Origin of the sequence: Pseudomonas sp. 203-8 (assembly GCF_020708595.1) — a bacterium.
In the GTDB taxonomy this organism is placed as follows: domain Bacteria; phylum Pseudomonadota; class Gammaproteobacteria; order Pseudomonadales; family Pseudomonadaceae; genus Pseudomonas; species Pseudomonas aeruginosa.
Genome location: NZ_JAJFDF010000010.1, coordinates 328,197 through 345,132, shown reverse-complemented (window position 1 = coordinate 345,132; position 16,936 = coordinate 328,197). Strand labels below are relative to the sequence as shown.

The following is a 16,936-nucleotide window of genomic DNA, read 5'->3' as shown; positions in this document are numbered from 1 at the left end:
CAAACTGCCTCCCCTCCCGAGCATGCGTTCTTCAGATGCCGCGCTGTTCCAGGGTGGCCTGGCGGGCGCGCTGGGCCAGCTCCTCGGCGGGCTGGACGCTGCTGCCGGCGGTAGGCGGCGGTGACGGCATATGCGGCTTGAGGTAGGCCGCCAGGCTGACGCCGCAGTAGACCAGCAGGGCCATGGTGATCAGCGCCTTGTATGGGTCGACGTCGGATCGGCGCTTGCAGACCATACAGATATGCCCTTCGCTGGCTGGGCGTTCGCCACAGTTGCGACAGCGGATCATGCCTTTCTCCCGCCGGACCTTCCCGCCTGCCAGAACGCCAGCGAGGCTTCCTCGCGGGCCTGCTCGGCGCTCAGGCCGATATCCTTCAGCTCCGCCGCCTCCAGGTCCAGCAGCGCGCGCCGGGTCAGCTGGCGTTGCCGGGCCAGGCGATAGCCGCGACGCAGGGCCTGCGCCAGGGTGTCCATCGCGGAGAGTGGGAAGGGGCCATCGAGGCGTTGGCGGCGCTCGGATTTCGCACTGAGTCGCGTCATGCTGCGTACTCCATATTGATCGGCTGGACGACGGAGATAGAATGGCCATCGCGCGCTGTTCCGTACAGGTCCAGAAAAGGTGGGTTGACTGCATACAGATCAAGCGCTCCCCGGCCTGAATGGTGGATTTCGCCACCATCTGTACCGGTCCCGCTTTCGCTCACCCTGGAGTCCCGCTCATGACCCTTTATCTGCAACTCGCCGAGACCCTCGGTTCGCGCATCGAACAGGGCCTCTACCGTCCGGGCGACCGGCTGCCCTCGGTGCGGGCCATGAGCATCGAGCACGGCGTCAGCCTGAGCACCGTGCAACAGGCATACAGGCTGCTGGAAGATCGCGGGCTGGCCGAGCCGCGGCCGAAGTCCGGCTATTTCGTACCGGCCGCGCGACAGATGCCGCCGCTGCCGGCGATCGCCCGCCTGGCCCAGCGGCCGGTGGAAATCTCGCAATGGGAGCAGGTGCTGGCCCTGGTCAGCACGGTGCCGCGACCGGACGTGGTCCAGCTCGGCCGCGGCATGCCGGACATCTCCAGCCCTTCGCTGAAACCGCTGACCCGCAGCCTGGCCCGGCTCAACCGCCACGCCGACGCCCGTGCGCTGGCCTACGACGGGATCCACGGCTCGCCGTTGCTGCGCGAGGAAGTCGCCCGCCTGTTGGTGGACTCCGGCTGTCGGGCCACCGCCAGCGACGTGGTGATCACCACCGGCTGCCACGAGGCCCTGTCGGTGAGCATCCGCGCGGTGTGCGAACCGGGCGATATCGTCGCGGTGGAGTCGCCGAGCTTCCATGGCGCCATGCAATCGCTGAAAGGCCTCGGCATGAAGGCCCTGGAGATCCCCACCGATCCGGTCAACGGCATCAGCCTGGAAGCCCTCGAACTGGCGCTGGAACAGTGGCCGATCAAGGCCATCCAGGTGACCCCGAACTGCAACAACCCGCTCGGCTACATCATGCCCGAGTCGCGCAAGCGGGCGCTGCTGGCCCTGGCCCAGCGCTACGACGTGGCGATCATCGAGGACGATGTCTACGGCGACCTGGCCTACACTTATCCGCGCCCGCGCACCATCAAGTCGTACGACGACGATGGCCGGGTGCTGCTCTGCGGGTCGTTCTCCAAGGTCCTGGCGCCGGGCCTGCGGATCGGCTGGATGGTACCCGGGCGCTACGCCGACCGCGTGCTGCACATGAAGTACATCAGTACCGGCGCCAGCGCCCTGCAACCGCAACTGGCGATCGCCGAATTCATCGGCAACGGCCACTACGAGCCGCACCTGCGGCGCATGCGCGCCCAGTACCAGCGCGGACGCGACCTGATGATCGACTGGGTGGCGCGCTATTTCCCGGAGGGCACCCGCGCCAGCCGCCCCCAGGGCGGTTTCCTGCTCTGGGTCGAGCTGGACGAGGCGTTCGACACCCTGCGCCTGGACAAGGCCTTGCGCAACCGCGGCGTACAAGTCGCGGTGGGCTGCATCTTCTCCGCTTCCGGCAAGTACCGGAACTGCCTGCGGATGAACTACGCGGCGTTGCCGACCCCGGCCATCGAGCAGGCGGTCAGGCGAGTAGGGGAGAGCGCTTGCGAGCTGCTGGAGCCTTGCGAGGCCTGAGCGACAGTCGTGCTTTCGACGCAGTCGACGATTGCGCAAATAGCAAATGCTAATCATTCGTATTGTTTGCTAGAGTTGCCTGACGCATGCATCCGCCGGCTCCACTGGGAGCCGGTCACCAGGAGACCATCGTCATGTCGCAACCCGCCTATCGTCTGTTCAATGTCGAACTCAAGCGCCGTGAGCAACTCAGCCCGGCGCTGACCCGCTTCGTCTTCGGCGGTCCGGAGGTCGCCGAGATGAAGACCCTTGCCGCCGACCAGCGGATCAAGATCTTCTTCCCCGATGCCAGCGGCCAGCCGCCCAGCCTGCCCGGCGGCAGCGAGTGGTACCAGGCCTATCGCAGCGTCGAGCCGGCCCGCCGGCCGCCGATGCGTACCTACACCATCCGTGCGCTGCGCGCCGAGCAGGAAGAGGTCGACGTGGAGTTCGTCCTCCACGGCGAAAACGGCCCGGCCTCGGCCTGGGCGACCCACGCGCGGATCGGCGACCGCCTGCAACTGGCCGCGCCCAACCGGCAATACGGCGATGACCCCGGCGGCTACGAATGGAAACCGCCGGCTGGCGTCCGCCATATCCTGCTGATCGCCGACGAAACCGCCTTGCCCGCGGTGGCGGGAATTCTCGAGGAGCTGGCCGGCGAAACCGAGCCGCCGGTGGTCGAGGCCTTTCTCGAAGTGCCGGGAGAAGCCGACATCCTCGACCTGCCGGCGATTCCCGCTGCGCGCCTGCACTGGCTGCCGCGCCACCAGGCCGGTATCCATTCGCGCAACGGCGAGCGGATGATCGAGGCGGCGCGCCAGGCGCGGCTGCCGGAACGCGAGGTGGCGGGTGGTGCGGCCCAGGAACTGGAGGACATCGATATCGACGAGGAGATCCTCTGGGAACTGGCGAGCCCCGAGAGCGGCAGTTTCTACGCCTGGGTCGCCGGCGAGTCGGCGGCGGTGATGGCGATCCGGCGCTACCTGGTGCAGGAGCGCGGTATCGACAAGCGTCATCTGACCCTGATGGGCTATTGGCGCCTGGGCAAGGTGTTCGACTGATGGGCCGCTTCGTCGGGAAACAGGCTGACGGCTACGAGACGCGGATCGGCCGCCTGTTGCCGGGCTACGAGTTGCTGCACCTGCTCAGTCGCGCGCAGTTGCTGGCCCGTCTGCCGGAGCGGGCGCGTCTGCTCAGCGTTGGCTGCGGCGCCGGCGGCGAACTGGCGGAGCTGGCCGGGTTGCGTCCGGGCTGGCGCTTCGTCGCGGCGGACCTGTCGGCCGACATGCTCGCCCTGGCCCGCCAGCGCTGCGCCAGGCTCGGCCTGCTGGAGCGGATCGAGCTGCATTGCGGCGACGTCGCCGGGCTACCGCCAGCGCCGCCTTGCGATGCGGCGCTGGTCCTGCTGGTGCTGCATTTCCTGCGCGGCGACCAGGCCAAGCGGCGCTTCCTCGAGGCGGTCGCCGAGCGTCTGGCGCCAGCGGCACCGTTGCTGCTGGCCAACCTGATGGAAGCCCGGGACGCCTTCGAACGCCCGGTGCAGGCCGAGGCCTGCCGCTTGGCCGGGCTTTCCCCGGAGGACAGTGACGGCATGCTGCAACGCTTGCGCGAGGATTTCGATCCGTTGTCCGAGCAGCGCCTCGGCGAACTGCTGGAAGACACCGGCTTCGTCCTGCCCAGCCGCTATTTCCAGGCCGTGGGCTACCAGGCCTGGATCGCCTTCCGCGCCGGCTGAGGATGCCTCAGGCGAGGCGCGCCTGCGGCGTGATCTGGCGCGGGTCGGTCAGCAGCTCCAGCAGCGCCGGGCGTCCGCTTTCGCGGGCGCGGCGGAACGCGGCGGGGAAGTCGGCGCTGCACTCCACTCGTTCGGCGTGGGCGCCGAAGGCTCGCGCCAGGGCGACGAAGTCGGGGTTGTCCAGGCGGGTGGCGGATACCCGCCCGGGATATTCGCGTTCCTGATGCATGCGGATGGTGCCGAGCATGCCGTTGTTGACCACGATCACCACCGGCGTCGCGCCGAACTGCGCGGCGGTCGCCAGCTCCTGCGGATACATCATGAAACAGCCGTCGCCGGCGAAGCACACCACGCTGCGCTGCGGATCGCGCAGGCTGGCGGCAATCGCGGCGGGCAGGCCGTAGCCCATGGCGCCGTTGGTCGGCGCCAACTGCGTGCGGGCCTGGCGATAGCGGTAGAAGCGATGCACCCAGACGGCATAGTTGCCGGCACCGTTGGCGATCACCGCGTCGTCCGGCAGGTTTTCGCTGAGGTACGCGACCACGGACGCCAGGTCGACGCCCTGGATGGCGGGGTCGCTCGCGGCCGGGGTCGAGTAGGCCAGGTAGTCGGCATGGGCGGCTTCGCGCCAGTCCTGCCAGGTGCTCGAGGGCAACGGCGCGAGGTCGGCCAGGGCCTCGGCGAAGGCACACGGGGTGGCCTGGATCGGCAGTCGCGCCAGGTAGACGCGGTTCAGTTCCGCGCTGTCCGGATGCACGTGGATCAGCGTCTGCGCGGGGGCCGGACTACGCACCAGGCTGTAGCCGGCGCTCGGCGTTTCGCCCAGGCGCGCCCCGACCACCAGCAGCAGGTCGGCCTGGCGCAGCCGCTCCAATAGCGCCGGCGCCGCGCCGAAGCCCAGTTGTCCGGCGTAGTGCGGGTCACGGTTGTCGAACAGGTCCTGGCGACGGAACGAGGTGGCGACCGGCAGGCCATTGGCCTCGACGAAGGCGCCTAGCCGTTTCCTGGCGGCGCTGTCCCAGCCGCTGCCGCCAAGTACCAGCAGGGGGCGCCTGGCGTTCGCCAGCAGTTCGCGCAGTTCCGCCATCGCCGTGGCGCCCGGCCGCCCCGGAAGCACCCTTGGCTCCGGCGCATCGGCGACCTGCGCGAAACCGAAGAGGATTTCCTCGGGCAGGGCGACCACGACCGGGCCCGGTCGGCCCGAGGTGGCGACGCTGAAGGCGCGGCCGACGATCTCCGGGATGCGTTCGATACGGTCGATTTCCACGGCCCACTTGGCCAGGCCCGAGAACATCTGCACGTAGTCGACTTCCTGGAACGCCTCGCGGCCCTTGAAGGCGCTTTCCACCTGGCCGACGAACAGGATCATCGGCGTCGAGTCCTGCTGCGCCGTGTGCACGCCATTCGCCGCATGGGTGGCACCGGGGCCGCGGGTGACGAAGCAGATGCCTGGTCGGCCGGTCAGCTTGCCGTAGGCATCGGCCATGTTCGAGGCGGCACCCTCGTGGCGGGTGACGACGGTGCGGATGCCGTCGGCGTCGTGCAGCGCGTCGAGCACCGGCAGGTAGCTTTCCCCGGGGATGCAGTAGACGGTATCGACGGCATTGCGCCGCAACGCCTCCACCAGGATCTGCCCGCCGTTGCGCTGGGGAAGGGAGTCGGACATGAGGGCCTCGCTGCGCACGTTGTGGTTGCCCCGATCTTCGGCCCAAAGCGCGTCAGCGCCAAGCGACCTTTCTTCGCGAGTTCATTCCCGTGGCGCATGAACCTGGCATTCCTCTGTTGCGAAGGCATACAGGAAGTTCGGCAGCCAGGCGAGGCGTCGGGAGCTTTCGTCTACCGCACTCGTCGCTGCGGACTTCTATATGGATTCCTCCCGACTATCCACGTGGCTGCTATGGAGTCCACTCAGACCAACCACTTGAACAGGAAGAAGAACGCCATGCCCAGCAGCATGCTCGCCAGGGTATTGCGGGTATAGAGCACCAGCGCCACGGTGACTGCGCCGCTGACCAGGTAGGGATTGTCGTAGCCGAGGTCGATGCGGCCCTCGGGCATGAACACGATGGGGCCGCAGATCGCCGTGAGCATTCCCGGCACGGCGAAACCGAGGAACTGCCGCAGGTTGCTGCCGAGACGGATCGGCAGGCGCGGTTCGAGGAACAGGTAGCGGTTGAGGAAGACGATCGCGCCCATCCCGAAGATCACTGCCCAGACCATGGCGCCTCCCGATACAGCTTGTTGCAGATGAAACCGGCGGCCATCCCGGCGAGACCGGCGAGGACCAGCGCCGAACTCCATTGCCAGTGGCTGAACAGCACCGAGCAGAACAGCGAGGTGGCCACGCAGACCAGCGTCGGTACGTTGCGCACCAGCGGCGCGACCAGCGCGATGAAGGTGGCGGCGATGGAGAAATCCAGGCCCAGGTGTTCGAGACCGGGAATGCTGCGGCCAAGCAGGATGCCGGCGAGGGTGAACAGGTTCCAGGCGATATAGAAGGTCAGACCGACGCCGAGGGCGTACCAGCGGTTGAAGTTGCGCCGGTCGTGCTGACTGGCGAGGGCGAAGAACTCGTCGGTGAGCAGGAAGCCCAGACCGATCCGCCAGCGTCCCGGCAGAGGCGACAGGACCGGCCGCAAGCTCATGCCGTAGAGCAGGTGCTGCGAGGTCAGGAGGAGGGTGGTGAAGATGATCGAAAAGAACCCGGCACCGCCCTTGAGCATGCCGATCGCCACCAACTGGGCGGCGCCGGCGAAGACGATGGCGGACAGGCCCTGGCCCTCGGCCGGGGTGAGGTTGGCTTCGATGGCCATCGATCCCGCCAGCAGCCCCCAGGGCGCGACGGCCAGGGACAATGGGAGGATGGCGACGGCGCCGCGGAGAAAGGCTTGGCGGGGCAGGTCGTGGGCAGTCATGGGGGCATGGCGGTGGTGAACGTCGGTCCAGCATGCCAGCAGGCGCATCGGGCTGGCTTGAACGATCTTGCTCTTCGTATCCGTTATCCACGCAGGCGAAAGCGGCCGGTGTCCTTCCTTATATAAGGAGGACGGGCAGGGCAGGCGGCGGACGAGCGAGGGCCGCTCGAGGGCGCTGCGAAGAATCGAGGGAGAGAAGAACCGGAGCGGAGCTAACGCGGATGCTGACCGATCTTGTGGCCGCGGAACTTGGCGCCGAGGGACGGCTGGTAGGACATGGAACACCCGGTTTATTGCTGTTGTAGGGTTGGCACAGCTTAGCCTTGTTCAATTTTTCGTACAACGGAGCCTGTAAAATATCTGCTGCACCAGGTTGAACACCTTGCCTGGCCTGGCTTTGGCCGCTTTCGCGATGCGCTGGAAGGCCCTGTCTACGGCTATTTCGCCGTCCGCGAGGGCGACGAGAGGGCTATTGACAACAAATTGGCTTTCCGATTGACTCTGGCTCCAGCCCCCGCATGATTGAAATTTTTAACAAAAAAGGTGTTGCATCATGTCGGTACCCCTGCGTGCCGTTCAGCTCACTGAGCCGAGCCTGTTCCTTCAGGAACATCCCGAGGTCCAGTTCGTCGACCTTCTGATTTCAGACATGAATGGCGTGGTTCGCGGCAAGCGAATCGAACGCAACAGTCTGCCCAAAGTCTTCGAAAAAGGTATCAACCTTCCCGCTTCCCTGTTCGCCCTCGATATCACCGGCTCCACCGTAGAGAGTACCGGCCTGGGTCTCGACATCGGCGACGCCGACCGGATCTGCTACCCGATCCCCGGCACCCTCTCCATGGAACCCTGGCAGAAGCGGCCGACCGCGCAACTGCTGATGACCATGCATGAGCTGGAAGGTGATCCCTTCTTCGCCGACCCCCGCGAAGTCCTGCGCCAGGTGGTGGCCAGGTTCACCGAGATGGAACTGACCATCGTCGCCGCCTTCGAGCTGGAGTTCTACCTGATCGACCAGGAGAACGTGAACGGCCGGCCGCAGCCTCCGCGCTCGCCGATCTCCGGCAAGCGTCCGCAGTCGGTGCAGGTGTACTCCATCGACGACCTCGACGAATACGTCGAGTGCCTCCAGGACATCATCGACGGCGCCCGCGCCCAGGGCATCCCGGCCGACGCCATCGTCGCCGAATCCGCACCGGCGCAGTTCGAGGTCAACCTGCATCACGTCGCCGACCCGATGAAGGCCTGCGACTATGCGGTGCTGCTCAAGCGCCTGATCAAGAACATCGCCTACGACCATGAGATGGACACCACCTTCATGGCCAAGCCCTATCCGGGCCAGGCCGGGAACGGACTGCACGTACACATCTCGCTGCTCGACAAGCACGGCAACAACATCTTCACCAGCGAGGATCCCGAGCAGAACGCCGCATTGCGCCATGCGATCGGCGGCGTGCTCGAGACCCTGCCGGCCTCCATGGCCTTCCTCTGCCCGAACGTCAACTCCTACCGCCGCTTCGGTTCGCAGTTCTACGTGCCGAACGCGCCGAGCTGGGGCCTGGACAACCGCACCGTGGCCCTGCGCGTGCCCACCGGCAGCCCGGACGCGGTACGCCTGGAACATCGCGTCGCCGGCGCCGACGCCAACCCCTACCTGCTGCTGGCCTCGGTGCTTGCCGGGGTGCACCACGGGCTGACCAACAAGGTCGAGCCGGGTGCCCCGATCGAAGGCAACTCCTACGAGCAGTTGGAGCCGAGCCTGCCGAACAACCTGCGCGACGCCCTGCGCGAACTGGACGACAGCGAGATCCTGGCGAAGTACATCGATCCGAAGTACATCGACATCTTCGTCGCCTGCAAGGAAAGCGAGCTGGAGGAGTTCGAGTACTCGATCTCCGACCTCGAGTACAACTGGTACCTGCACACCGTGTGAGCATGGGCGGGCGGCTCCGGTCCGGCGCCGCCCGCCCGTTCTTCCGTCGAGGTTCCCACCCTTGCTGAAGGTAGACGGCGGCAAGCCTGCGGTTTCCGCCCGTCCGCCTTCCTTTGCTGTGCATTAGAAAAAGAAGAAATCGAGGCAAGCATACCCATGTCGAATCCTCCCCCCACCGCAGAACGAACCCAGCTTCGCAAGTCCCTCAAGCTGTGGCAGATCGTCATGATCGGGTTGGCCTACCTGACCCCGATGACCGTCTTCGACACCTTCGGCATCGTATCCGGGATTTCCCAGGGACACGTGCCCACCGCCTACCTGCTGGCCCTCGCCGGCGTGCTGTTCACCGCGATCAGCTACGGCAAGCTGGTCCGCCAGTTCCCCACCGCAGGCTCGGCCTATACCTACGCGCAACGAGCGATCAATCCCCATGTCGGCTTCATGGTCGGCTGGTCGTCGCTGCTGGACTACCTGTTCCTGCCGATGATCAACGCACTGCTGGCGAAGATCTACCTGACCGCATTGTTCCCCGAGGTCGCCCCGTGGATCTGGGTAGTGATGTTCGTGCTGATCATGACCCTCATCAACATCAAGAGCGTGAACCTGGTCGCCAATTTCAATACCGTCTTCGTGCTGGTCCAGCTGGCGATCATCGTGGTCTTCATCGGCCTGGTGATTCACGGCCTGAACAACGGGGAGGGGACCGCCACGGTGCTCAGTACCCAGCCGTTCTTCTCCGAGCACGCGCATCTCTCGGCGATGGTGGCGGGGGCGACGATCCTCTGTTTTTCCTTCCTCGGTTTCGACGCGGTGACTACGCTGTCCGAGGAAACCCGCGACGCCGGCAGGGTGATCCCGCGGGCGATCTTCCTCACCGCGCTGTACGGCGGGGTGATCTTCATCACCGTGTCGTATTTCCTGCAGTCCTATTTCCCGACCAACATACGCTTCAAGGAACCCGACGCGGCGCTGCCGGAAATCGCCCTGTACGTCGGCGGCAAGCTGTTCCAGTCGATCTTCCTCTGCGCCACCTTCATCAATACCCTGGCGTCGGGCCTGGCCTCCCAGGCCAGCGTGTCGCGCCTGCTGTACGTGATGGGGCGGGACAACGTGCTGCCGGAGCGGATCTTCGGCTTCGTCCATCCGAAATGGCGTACGCCGTCGATCAACGTGCTCATCGTGGGCATGGTGGCGCTCTCGGCGATCTCCTTCGACCTGGTGACGGCGACCGCGCTGATCAATTTCGGCGCCCTGGTGGCCTTCACCTTCGTCAATCTCTCGGTGATCGTGCATTTCTATGTGCGCGGCGGGCGCAACCGCAGCCTCAAGGAGCATTTCCACTACCTGGTCCTGCCATTGCTCGGCGCGGCCATCGTCGCGGTGCTCTGGCTCAACCTGGAAAGCACCTCGCTGGTGATGGGTCTGATCTGGGCCGGACTGGGCTTCGGCTACCTGTTCTACCTGACTCGCAGCTTCAGCCGTCCGCCGCCGCGCTTCCAGGAGAGCGAGCTGAGCCCGACCCAGTGAGGCGAGCGGTGAATGGATTCAGCGGAAATGTGAAGGAAAAAGATTGGTAATCTTCACGAAATTTTCACGGTGACGGGTCAATCATGGACCCATGGCTAACGGACTAGCCCCCCATCTGAAGCCCGCCTCATGGCGGGCTTTGGCTATCTGCAGACAGCGAATTTCGCGTTTTCCCTCCTTTTCACAGGGATTTCCGGCCTCCCGGCTGGCAATGCGCCTGCGACGACATGTCCGAATCCAGACAGAATTGGACGCCCCCAAAAAGCGCAGACACGGCTAGAATCCACGCCGTCCCGATCCGGTTCGATGGCCGTGGCGGGGGAGCCCGGTATCCGCTGGTCGGTGTTTCCTGTGGTGCTGTGCGTCCTTCCCTAGACTACCCGGCTCGCTCGAACCATCCCTTCGCGGGGGCGGAACGGCACAGGGTCGTTCGGCATGGAAGCTGCCTGGGCCGGCCTTCGACACACCTATAAGAGTAGAAATCTGCATGACATACCCTGAACGTCCCCTGCTTCATCTGCTGACGCGTACCAGCCTGGTGGGCCAGATCATCGTCGGCCTGATCGCCGGCCTGCTGCTCGCCAGCTTCTTCCCGGCCGCCGCGCTCAAGGTCGGCTTCATCGGCAAGGTCTTCGTTTCCGCGCTGAAGGCCGTCGCGCCGGTACTGGTGTTCGTCCTGGTGATGGCATCCATCGCCAACCACAAGCAAGGCCAGCAGACCCATATCCGGCCGATTCTGCTGCTGTACCTGGTCGGCACCTTCAGCGCCGCGGTGGTGGCGGTGATCGCCAGCTTCGCCTTCCCCTCGAGCCTGGTGCTGGCCAGCCATCCGGGCGAGATGTCGCCTCCGGGCGGCATCGCCGAGGTGCTCCAGTCCCTGCTGCTGAGCGTGGTGGACAACCCGGTCAACGCCCTGATCTCGGCCAACTTCATCGGCATCCTGGCCTGGGCCATCGGCCTCGGCATCGCCTTCCGCCACGCCAGCGATACCACCCGCAACCTGCTCTCCGAGCTGTCCAACGGCGTCTCGCTGATCGTCAAGGTGGTGATTCGCTTCGCCCCGCTGGGCATCTTCGGCCTGGTCGCCTCGACCTTCGCCGAGTCCGGCGTCGAGGCCCTGAAAGGCTATGCCCACCTGCTGGTGGTGTTGCTCGGCTGCATGCTGTTCGTGGCCTTCGTGGTCAACCCGCTGATCGTGTTCCTGAAGATCCGCCGCAATCCCTATCCGCTGGTGCTGACCTGCCTGCGCGAAAGCGGCATGACCGCGTTCTTCACCCGCAGCTCGGCAGCCAATATCCCGGTCAACCTGCAGCTCTGCGAGCGCCTTGGCCTGCACGAAGACACCTATTCGGTATCGATCCCGCTGGGCGCGACCATCAACATGGCTGGCGCGGCGATCACCATCACCGTGCTGACCCTGGCAGCGGTGCATACCCTGGGCATCGCCGTGGACGTACCGACCGCGATCCTGCTCAGCGTGGTGGCGTCGATCTGCGCCTGCGGCGCGTCCGGCGTGGCCGGCGGTTCGCTGCTGCTGATCCCGCTGGCCTGCAGCCTGTTCGGGATTCCCAGCGAGGTGGCGATGCAGGTGGTGGCGGTAGGCTTCATCATCGCGATCCTCCAGGACTCCGCGGAGACCGCGCTGAACTCCTCGACCGACGTGCTGTTCACCGCAGCCGCCTGCGAGGCGGAAGAGCGCAAGGCGAGCGCCGCCTGATTCGATCCCTGGGTCACGGAAGAAACCGCCTTCGGGCGGTTTCTTCGTTTCGCCCCGGCGTGCTTTGACCTGTGCGCCGCGCTGCGGCCTAATGGTCGCCCGTCCTTCCCGAGTTGCCGCATGTCGTCTCCTTCCTTGCCCGATGCCAGTCTCCGCGCCAGCACCCTGCATCTGCCGGCCGGTCCCTGGAGCACCGTGCTCGACTGTCTCTGCGCGCGTTTCCCGGCCATCGACCGCGACACCTGGCTGGCGCGCATGCAGCGGGGCCGGGTGCTGGACGCCGAGGGGCGTGCGCTGGGCCCGCAGGCGGCATATCGCGAAGGCCTGCGTGTGCATTACTTCCGCGAGTTGCCGGTGGAGGCACCGATTCCTTTCGAGGCGCGCATCCTGTACCGCGACGAGCATCTGCTGGTGGCGGACAAGCCGCACTTCCTGCCGGTGATGCCGGCCGGCGGCTACGTCGAGCAGACGCTCCTGGCGCGGCTGGCCCGCAGCACCGGCAATCGCGACCTGGTGCCGCTGCACCGGATCGACCGGCATACCGCCGGGCTGGTGCTGTTCTCGACCAATCCCGGCAGCCGCGGGCGCTACCAGGCGCTGTTCCGCGAGCGGCGCATCGACAAGTGCTACGAAGCGATCGCTCCGGCCTTGCCGCAACTGGACTTCCCGTTGCTGCGCAGGACTCGCCTGGTGCCCGGCGAGCCGTTCTTCCGCATGCGCGAAGGCGAGGGTGAGCCGAACAGCGAGACGCGCATCGAGGTCGTCGAGCGCAACGGCCGCTGGTGGCGCTACCGGCTGTATCCGGTGACCGGCAAGAAGCACCAGCTGCGCGTGCACCTCGCGGCACTCGGCGCGGGTATCCAGAACGATGGGTTCTATCCCGAGCTGCTGGACGCCGAGGGCAGCCCCGACGACTACCTGCGGCCGCTCAAGCTGCTGGCCAGGGGGCTGCGCTTCGACGACCCGCTGAGCGGGGAGAGGCGTACGTTCGAATCCGGGCTGCGGCTCGATTGGCAGGTGTAGGCGACAGGCTCGCCAGCGGAATGCTGGCGTACGTCGCCGACCCGGAGCGCATGGCGCGTTTCTATGAACAGGCGCTCGGCCTGGAGGGCTGCGCGGGCGAGTAGAAGGATCGCCCGCTGGTGCGGCTGGACGCGCCCGCCGGAGCGGGCGCGGGTCGCTCAGGGACGCTTGTCCAGCTTGACCACCAGGCGCAGTTGCTCGACGCAACCGCGGCTCTGCTCGATCAGTTTGCCGAACTCGGCGCTGTTGATCTCGTCGTGGTTGAGCCAACTGGTCTTCTGCACTTCCCGATAACGATAGTGGTAGCCGCCATCCTTGGCCGGTTCGGCCTGCAGGTCGATGTCGAACCAGGGACTGCGGATCTCGCAACTGTGCGCCGGCTCGTCAGTCTTGCCGCCGGACAGGCTGATGTCGTAGGACGTGATCTGCGGTTCGCCCAGGTACAGCTCGGCCAACTGGCCTTCGCTACGGTACTTGGCGAAGGCATCCCACTGGCTGGCCAGGTCCTGGCGGTTGTAGAAATACTCTCCGCCGAGCCGGTCGAGGGCGCGGCGGTCGGTAAGCCTGGCACTGATCGTATAGCTGGGCGGCAGCACGAACTGGCTGTCGTCGCGCTCCAGCACGCAGTCGCTGCCTTCCTTGGCGAAGTTGCGGCACAGGTCCTGGTCGGTGCTGGTGCGGCCGCGTTGGCGGTCGGCGACGCTGAGCTGCATCAGCGGCGCGTTGGAAAGCTCCACGCGCGACTCGACCCGGGCTTCGCCGTCATGGGTGTAATGCTCGCTGCGGGTCACGCGCAGGGTGTCGCCGGGCGCTTCCAGCGGAATCTCGTCGCGCCGCACCTTGCCGTCGGCGCCCAGCACCAGCGCCCAGCGCTGCTGGATGTCGGGCATGATGCGGCCGGGAGCGAACACCGGGTTGGTCGGGTCCAGCCACCAGGTCTTGCCGTCCACCTCGGCGCGGACGATGGCATGGTTCGGCGCGTACATGCCGGGCACCAGCAGGTCCCAGACCACGTCGCCGCGGCTGACCAGGGTCGGTTCGGCCTTGATCCCGGCGGCCTTGAGCATGGCGGCGAGGAGGATCGCCAGGTCCTTGCAGTCGCCGTAGCCATTGCGCTCGATCTCCGCCAGGGAGAAGGGCACGTAGCCGCGCTCGCTGGCGCGCCAGTCGCCCAGGTAGCGGTAGGTGTCGTTGATGTACTGCATCAGGCCGGCGACCTGCTCGCGAGCCGGCTTGCCCTTCACCGCGGCGACGGCCGCCGCGGCGCCCTTGGGCAGCTCCGCGGCGAGGATCTCGTTGTAGCGCGCGGCGAACGGGCCGAAGTTGTCCTGCAGGTCCAGCGAACTGCCCAGCTCCAGGCGCGGGGTATGGCGCAGGTAGGCGTTGCCGGCTTCGTTGATGTAGTTGGTGTATTGCGGCTTTTTCAGGCTGACCTTGAGGGTCTTCTTGTCGGCGCTCTGTTCGATGCGATAGGCGTCCATCAGCTCGCTGCGCACGAAGATCGGCCGCTCGGCCTTGAACTCGGCGACGAAACGGTCGTCGCGCACCGGCATCGGTGGGCGGCTGAGAATGTAGTGGAACTGGGTGCTCAGCGGCTTGGCGGTGAAGTGCTCGCGCAGGGTGTAGCTGATGCGGGTGCCGACGCGCAGGTTGGGGAACGCCAGGGAGGTCTGGCGTTCGCGCAGGAAGCCCTGGTCCGGGTTCGGCGCGGTGCGCGTATCGATCTGCGACTGGTCCAGCGGCACCGGCTTGCCGCCGGGCTGGGTCAGCTCGGCCTTCTCCACGATCAGGCTGTCGGTCTCCGCGTAGCTGCGATCGATGCGCGAGAGCATCTCGCGGCCGCTCGGCTTGAGGATGGTGAAGCTGTAGGTGCTCACGCAATCGGTGCTGTTGTCGGCGTTGAACTGGCAGCGGAACTCGGTTTCGCCGGCCAGCGGCGCCTCGGCGATCGGTTGCAGTGCGGCGAGGGCCGGGGTGGCGGCGCAGAAGACGCTGGCGGCGAGGAAGGAAGGGGAGAAGGGATGACGGGGCATCGGTGCCTCAGGATGAAACGTTTGAGCGGAGCTCCCAGGCGTCGCCTGGCGCATGGGGGCGCCGGCGATAGCCGGGGAGATGGACCCTGAATGATAGGTTTTATCAATTCCGCATGTCGACCGGCGGGTCCGGTTATGTGCGGGATGTCGCCGTTGCGATCTTTTCGCCGGCTTCATTTGCCGGGCTTTGCCGTTCTGTGGCAGGCGCACGCCTGTTCCTGGCGCTCCGGAACCGGGTCGTAGCCGCCCGGGTGCCAGGGGTGGCAGCGCAGCAGCCGGCGCGCGCCGAGGTAGCCGCCTCGCAGCGCGCCATGCACGCGGATGGCTTCCAGGGTGTAGTGCGAGCAACTGGGGTAGAAGCGGCAGCGGGGACCGATCAGCGGGCTGATTGCGTACTGGTAGAAGCGGATCAGCCCGATCAGCAGGAACTTCATGGCGAGCCCTCGGCGGGGTTGCGGCGGCGAGCGGGCATTGTAGCGCCGTTGTCGGTCCTCAAGGAGCATTCTCCGCCGCGCAATAAAGGGTCCGCCCGTCGACGAGGCTGCGAGCAGTCGCCAGGCGGCCGCGCAGGCCGGGTTCTTCCGGCGCCAGCGTGCCTTCGCGCCAATCGCCTCCGCGCAACGTAATCAGCGCCGAACGGCCGTAGCCCGGGCAGTACGCCTCGGCGTCGCCCTCCAGGTAGTCGACGCCGTCCAGGGTCAGCTCGCCGACATTCCAGCGCGCGCCGAGGTAGGCCTGGCGGAACGGCCCGTCGGCAAGGACGTAGAAGCCCCCGCGCACCTCGCTGGCCGCCGTGGCGAAGCCGATGGTGCGTCGCGGTTGCGGGATCACCAGCAGCGGTCGCCGTGGGTCGGCGAAGGCCTCCTGCAACTCGACCAGGCGCTGGCGGGTGGCGCCCATCTCGCGCCGGTAGCGCTCGCCGCGCGCCCGCGCGTCGTCGGGAAGTTCGCTCCAGGCCGGAGGCTGGTCGCGCAGCAGGTAGTCCAGCGGCCAGGTGCCGGCCGTCGCGGCTTCCTTCCAGTCCGCGTCGTCGTCGCGCAGGTCCAGCAGCACTCCGGCCAGCGCGCCGATCTCGTAGGCTTCGCTGTCGACGCCGACGCCGATCTCGTTGGTATCGTAGAAGGCCAGGGCGTACTCCCGCAGCGCCTGCCGATAGCGTTGCGGATCCTCGGCGAAATCGGTGCGGTAGCGCGCGGCGGCGGCCATCTCGATGTAGCGCGCGGTGCCTTCGCTGAGATCGACCTGCGCCGCCAGCCGGCTTTCCTCGGGAGCCGCTTCGCGCCAGCGGCGCAGCCAGCCCTGGGCGTCGCTCAGGTAGCTGTCGCGCTGCCCGGGCGTGCGCAGGGCCTGGAGCAGCGACTGGAACAGGGCATAGCGGTATTCCCGCGGGCGCGGGTCGAGCGTGGCCAGGTCGCCGCGATAGCCACCGGGCTTGCGCAGGCCCGGCCAGTCTTCCTGGGCGTAGCGATGGAAGGCTTCGTGCGGGCCGATGGCGGCCAGCGTCTCGCTATTGCCGGTATTGCTCCGCAGGTGCGCGGCGCTGATCTGCAGCAGCACCGCCGGACGGCCCCGGTAACGCGGAAAGGCATAGCTCAGGTCGAGATCCGGGTCGCTGTCGCCCGCCGCCGTGGTGCGCTGCGCGCGGCCTTCGGCATCGGCGACCCAGGTACTGCGGCCATCGCTGTAGAGGAAGGCCTTGTCGGCCATCCGCCAGCCGGGCCAGAGTCGTTCGCTGTGCTGGCCGACGGCATGGACATAGGCCAGGTAGCGGCGGGCGAACGACTCGCTGTCCGTCGCCGCGGCGGGAAGGGACAGGGCAAGCAGGAGCAGGGGCAGGGCTCGGGTCATGGCGGGTACGGTTGCGCAAGGTCGGTCGGGGCGACGAAGGTATGCCGCCGCTTCCCGATTGACCGTCGCGGCCGCTGCCGCG

15 protein-coding genes are annotated in these 16,936 nt (G+C 66.8%); 7 read left to right on the top strand and 8 right to left on the bottom strand.

The genetic code is table 11. The features are described 5' to 3' along the window. Window positions 1-31: 31 nt before the first annotated feature. Together LJF27_RS24295 and LJF27_RS24290 are read right to left on the bottom strand one after the other, a co-directional pair. Window positions 32-289 (bottom strand): hypothetical protein, encoded by a 258-nt coding sequence (locus LJF27_RS24295; protein ID WP_015648690.1) that lies wholly within the window; start codon window positions 287-289, stop codon window positions 32-34. Further along, entirely contained in the window at window positions 286-540 is a 255-nt protein-coding gene (locus tag LJF27_RS24290; protein ID WP_015648691.1) for a DUF1127 domain-containing protein, read from the bottom strand. The genes LJF27_RS24295 and LJF27_RS24290 overlap by 4 nt, the downstream gene beginning before the upstream one ends. Before the next feature lie 179 nt (window positions 541-719). Here LJF27_RS24290 and LJF27_RS24285 point away from each other — a divergent pair, with 179 nt between their 5' ends. The 3 genes from LJF27_RS24285 to LJF27_RS24275 all read left to right on the top strand — a co-directional run bounded on the left by LJF27_RS24285 (window position 720) and on the right by LJF27_RS24275 (window position 3,861). After that, window positions 720-2,144, top strand: coding sequence for a PLP-dependent aminotransferase family protein (locus LJF27_RS24285; protein WP_003088661.1), 1,425 nt, complete (start codon window positions 720-722; stop codon window positions 2,142-2,144). 134 nt (window positions 2,145-2,278) lie between these two features. Beyond that, window positions 2,279-3,187, top strand: a complete 909-nt coding sequence (locus LJF27_RS24280) for a siderophore-interacting protein (protein WP_003100352.1) — start codon at window positions 2,279-2,281, stop codon at window positions 3,185-3,187. Next, window positions 3,187-3,861, top strand: a complete 675-nt coding sequence (locus tag LJF27_RS24275; protein WP_003100350.1) for a class I SAM-dependent methyltransferase — start codon at window positions 3,187-3,189, stop codon at window positions 3,859-3,861. Before LJF27_RS24280 ends, LJF27_RS24275 begins: the two co-directional genes overlap by 1 nt. A gap of 7 nt (window positions 3,862-3,868) precedes the next feature. Here LJF27_RS24275 and LJF27_RS24270 read toward each other — a convergent pair whose 3' ends face one another. The 3 genes from LJF27_RS24270 to LJF27_RS24260 form a co-directional block, all read right to left on the bottom strand. Next, window positions 3,869-5,527 carry a thiamine pyrophosphate-binding protein gene (locus LJF27_RS24270; protein ID WP_023082943.1) on the bottom strand — a complete coding sequence of 553 codons (1,659 nt, stop codon included), beginning with the start codon at window positions 5,525-5,527 and terminating at the stop codon, window positions 3,869-3,871. 242 nt (window positions 5,528-5,769) lie between these two features. Then, on the bottom strand, window positions 5,770-6,081 hold the full coding sequence (locus tag LJF27_RS24265; RefSeq protein ID WP_003121706.1) for an AzlD domain-containing protein: 312 nt from the start codon (window positions 6,079-6,081) through the stop codon (window positions 5,770-5,772). Next, on the bottom strand, window positions 6,066-6,776 hold the full coding sequence (locus LJF27_RS24260) for an AzlC family ABC transporter permease (protein ID WP_003162262.1): 711 nt from the start codon (window positions 6,774-6,776) through the stop codon (window positions 6,066-6,068). Before LJF27_RS24260 ends, LJF27_RS24265 begins: the two co-directional genes overlap by 16 nt. A gap of 553 nt (window positions 6,777-7,329) precedes the next feature. Here LJF27_RS24260 and LJF27_RS24255 point away from each other — a divergent pair. The 4 genes from LJF27_RS24255 to LJF27_RS24240 all read left to right on the top strand — a co-directional run bounded on the left by LJF27_RS24255 (window position 7,330) and on the right by LJF27_RS24240 (window position 12,973). Then, window positions 7,330-8,706, top strand: coding sequence for a glutamine synthetase family protein (locus tag LJF27_RS24255; protein WP_003118546.1), 1,377 nt, complete (start codon window positions 7,330-7,332; stop codon window positions 8,704-8,706). Between the two features lie 156 nt (window positions 8,707-8,862). Further along, entirely contained in the window at window positions 8,863-10,233 is a 1,371-nt protein-coding gene (locus LJF27_RS24250; RefSeq protein WP_003142573.1) for an APC family permease, read from the top strand. Window positions 10,234-10,720: 487 nt separating this feature from the next. Then, on the top strand, window positions 10,721-11,950 hold the full coding sequence (sstT, locus tag LJF27_RS24245) for a serine/threonine transporter SstT (RefSeq protein WP_003114881.1): 1,230 nt from the start codon (window positions 10,721-10,723) through the stop codon (window positions 11,948-11,950). Between the two features lie 120 nt (window positions 11,951-12,070). After that, complete coding sequence (locus LJF27_RS24240) at window positions 12,071-12,973, top strand: RluA family pseudouridine synthase (RefSeq protein WP_003106501.1); 903 nt, start codon at window positions 12,071-12,073, stop codon at window positions 12,971-12,973. Window positions 12,974-13,131: 158 nt separating this feature from the next. On the opposite strand, the gene LJF27_RS24235 is transcribed toward LJF27_RS24240, so the two are convergent. The 3 genes from LJF27_RS24235 to LJF27_RS24225 all read right to left on the bottom strand — a co-directional run bounded on the left by LJF27_RS24235 (window position 13,132) and on the right by LJF27_RS24225 (window position 16,854). After that, window positions 13,132-15,006: a DUF3857 domain-containing transglutaminase family protein gene (locus tag LJF27_RS24235; RefSeq protein ID WP_003114879.1), complete on the bottom strand. Its 1,875-nt coding sequence runs from the start codon at window positions 15,004-15,006 to the stop codon at window positions 13,132-13,134. Window positions 15,007-15,179: 173 nt separating this feature from the next. Continuing rightward, entirely contained in the window at window positions 15,180-15,440 is a 261-nt protein-coding gene (gene yidD, locus LJF27_RS24230) for a membrane protein insertion efficiency factor YidD (protein WP_003106504.1), read from the bottom strand. A gap of 58 nt (window positions 15,441-15,498) precedes the next feature. Continuing rightward, window positions 15,499-16,854, bottom strand: a complete 1,356-nt coding sequence (locus tag LJF27_RS24225; protein ID WP_023103215.1) for a hypothetical protein — start codon at window positions 16,852-16,854, stop codon at window positions 15,499-15,501. Window positions 16,855-16,936: the final 82 nt, after the last annotated feature.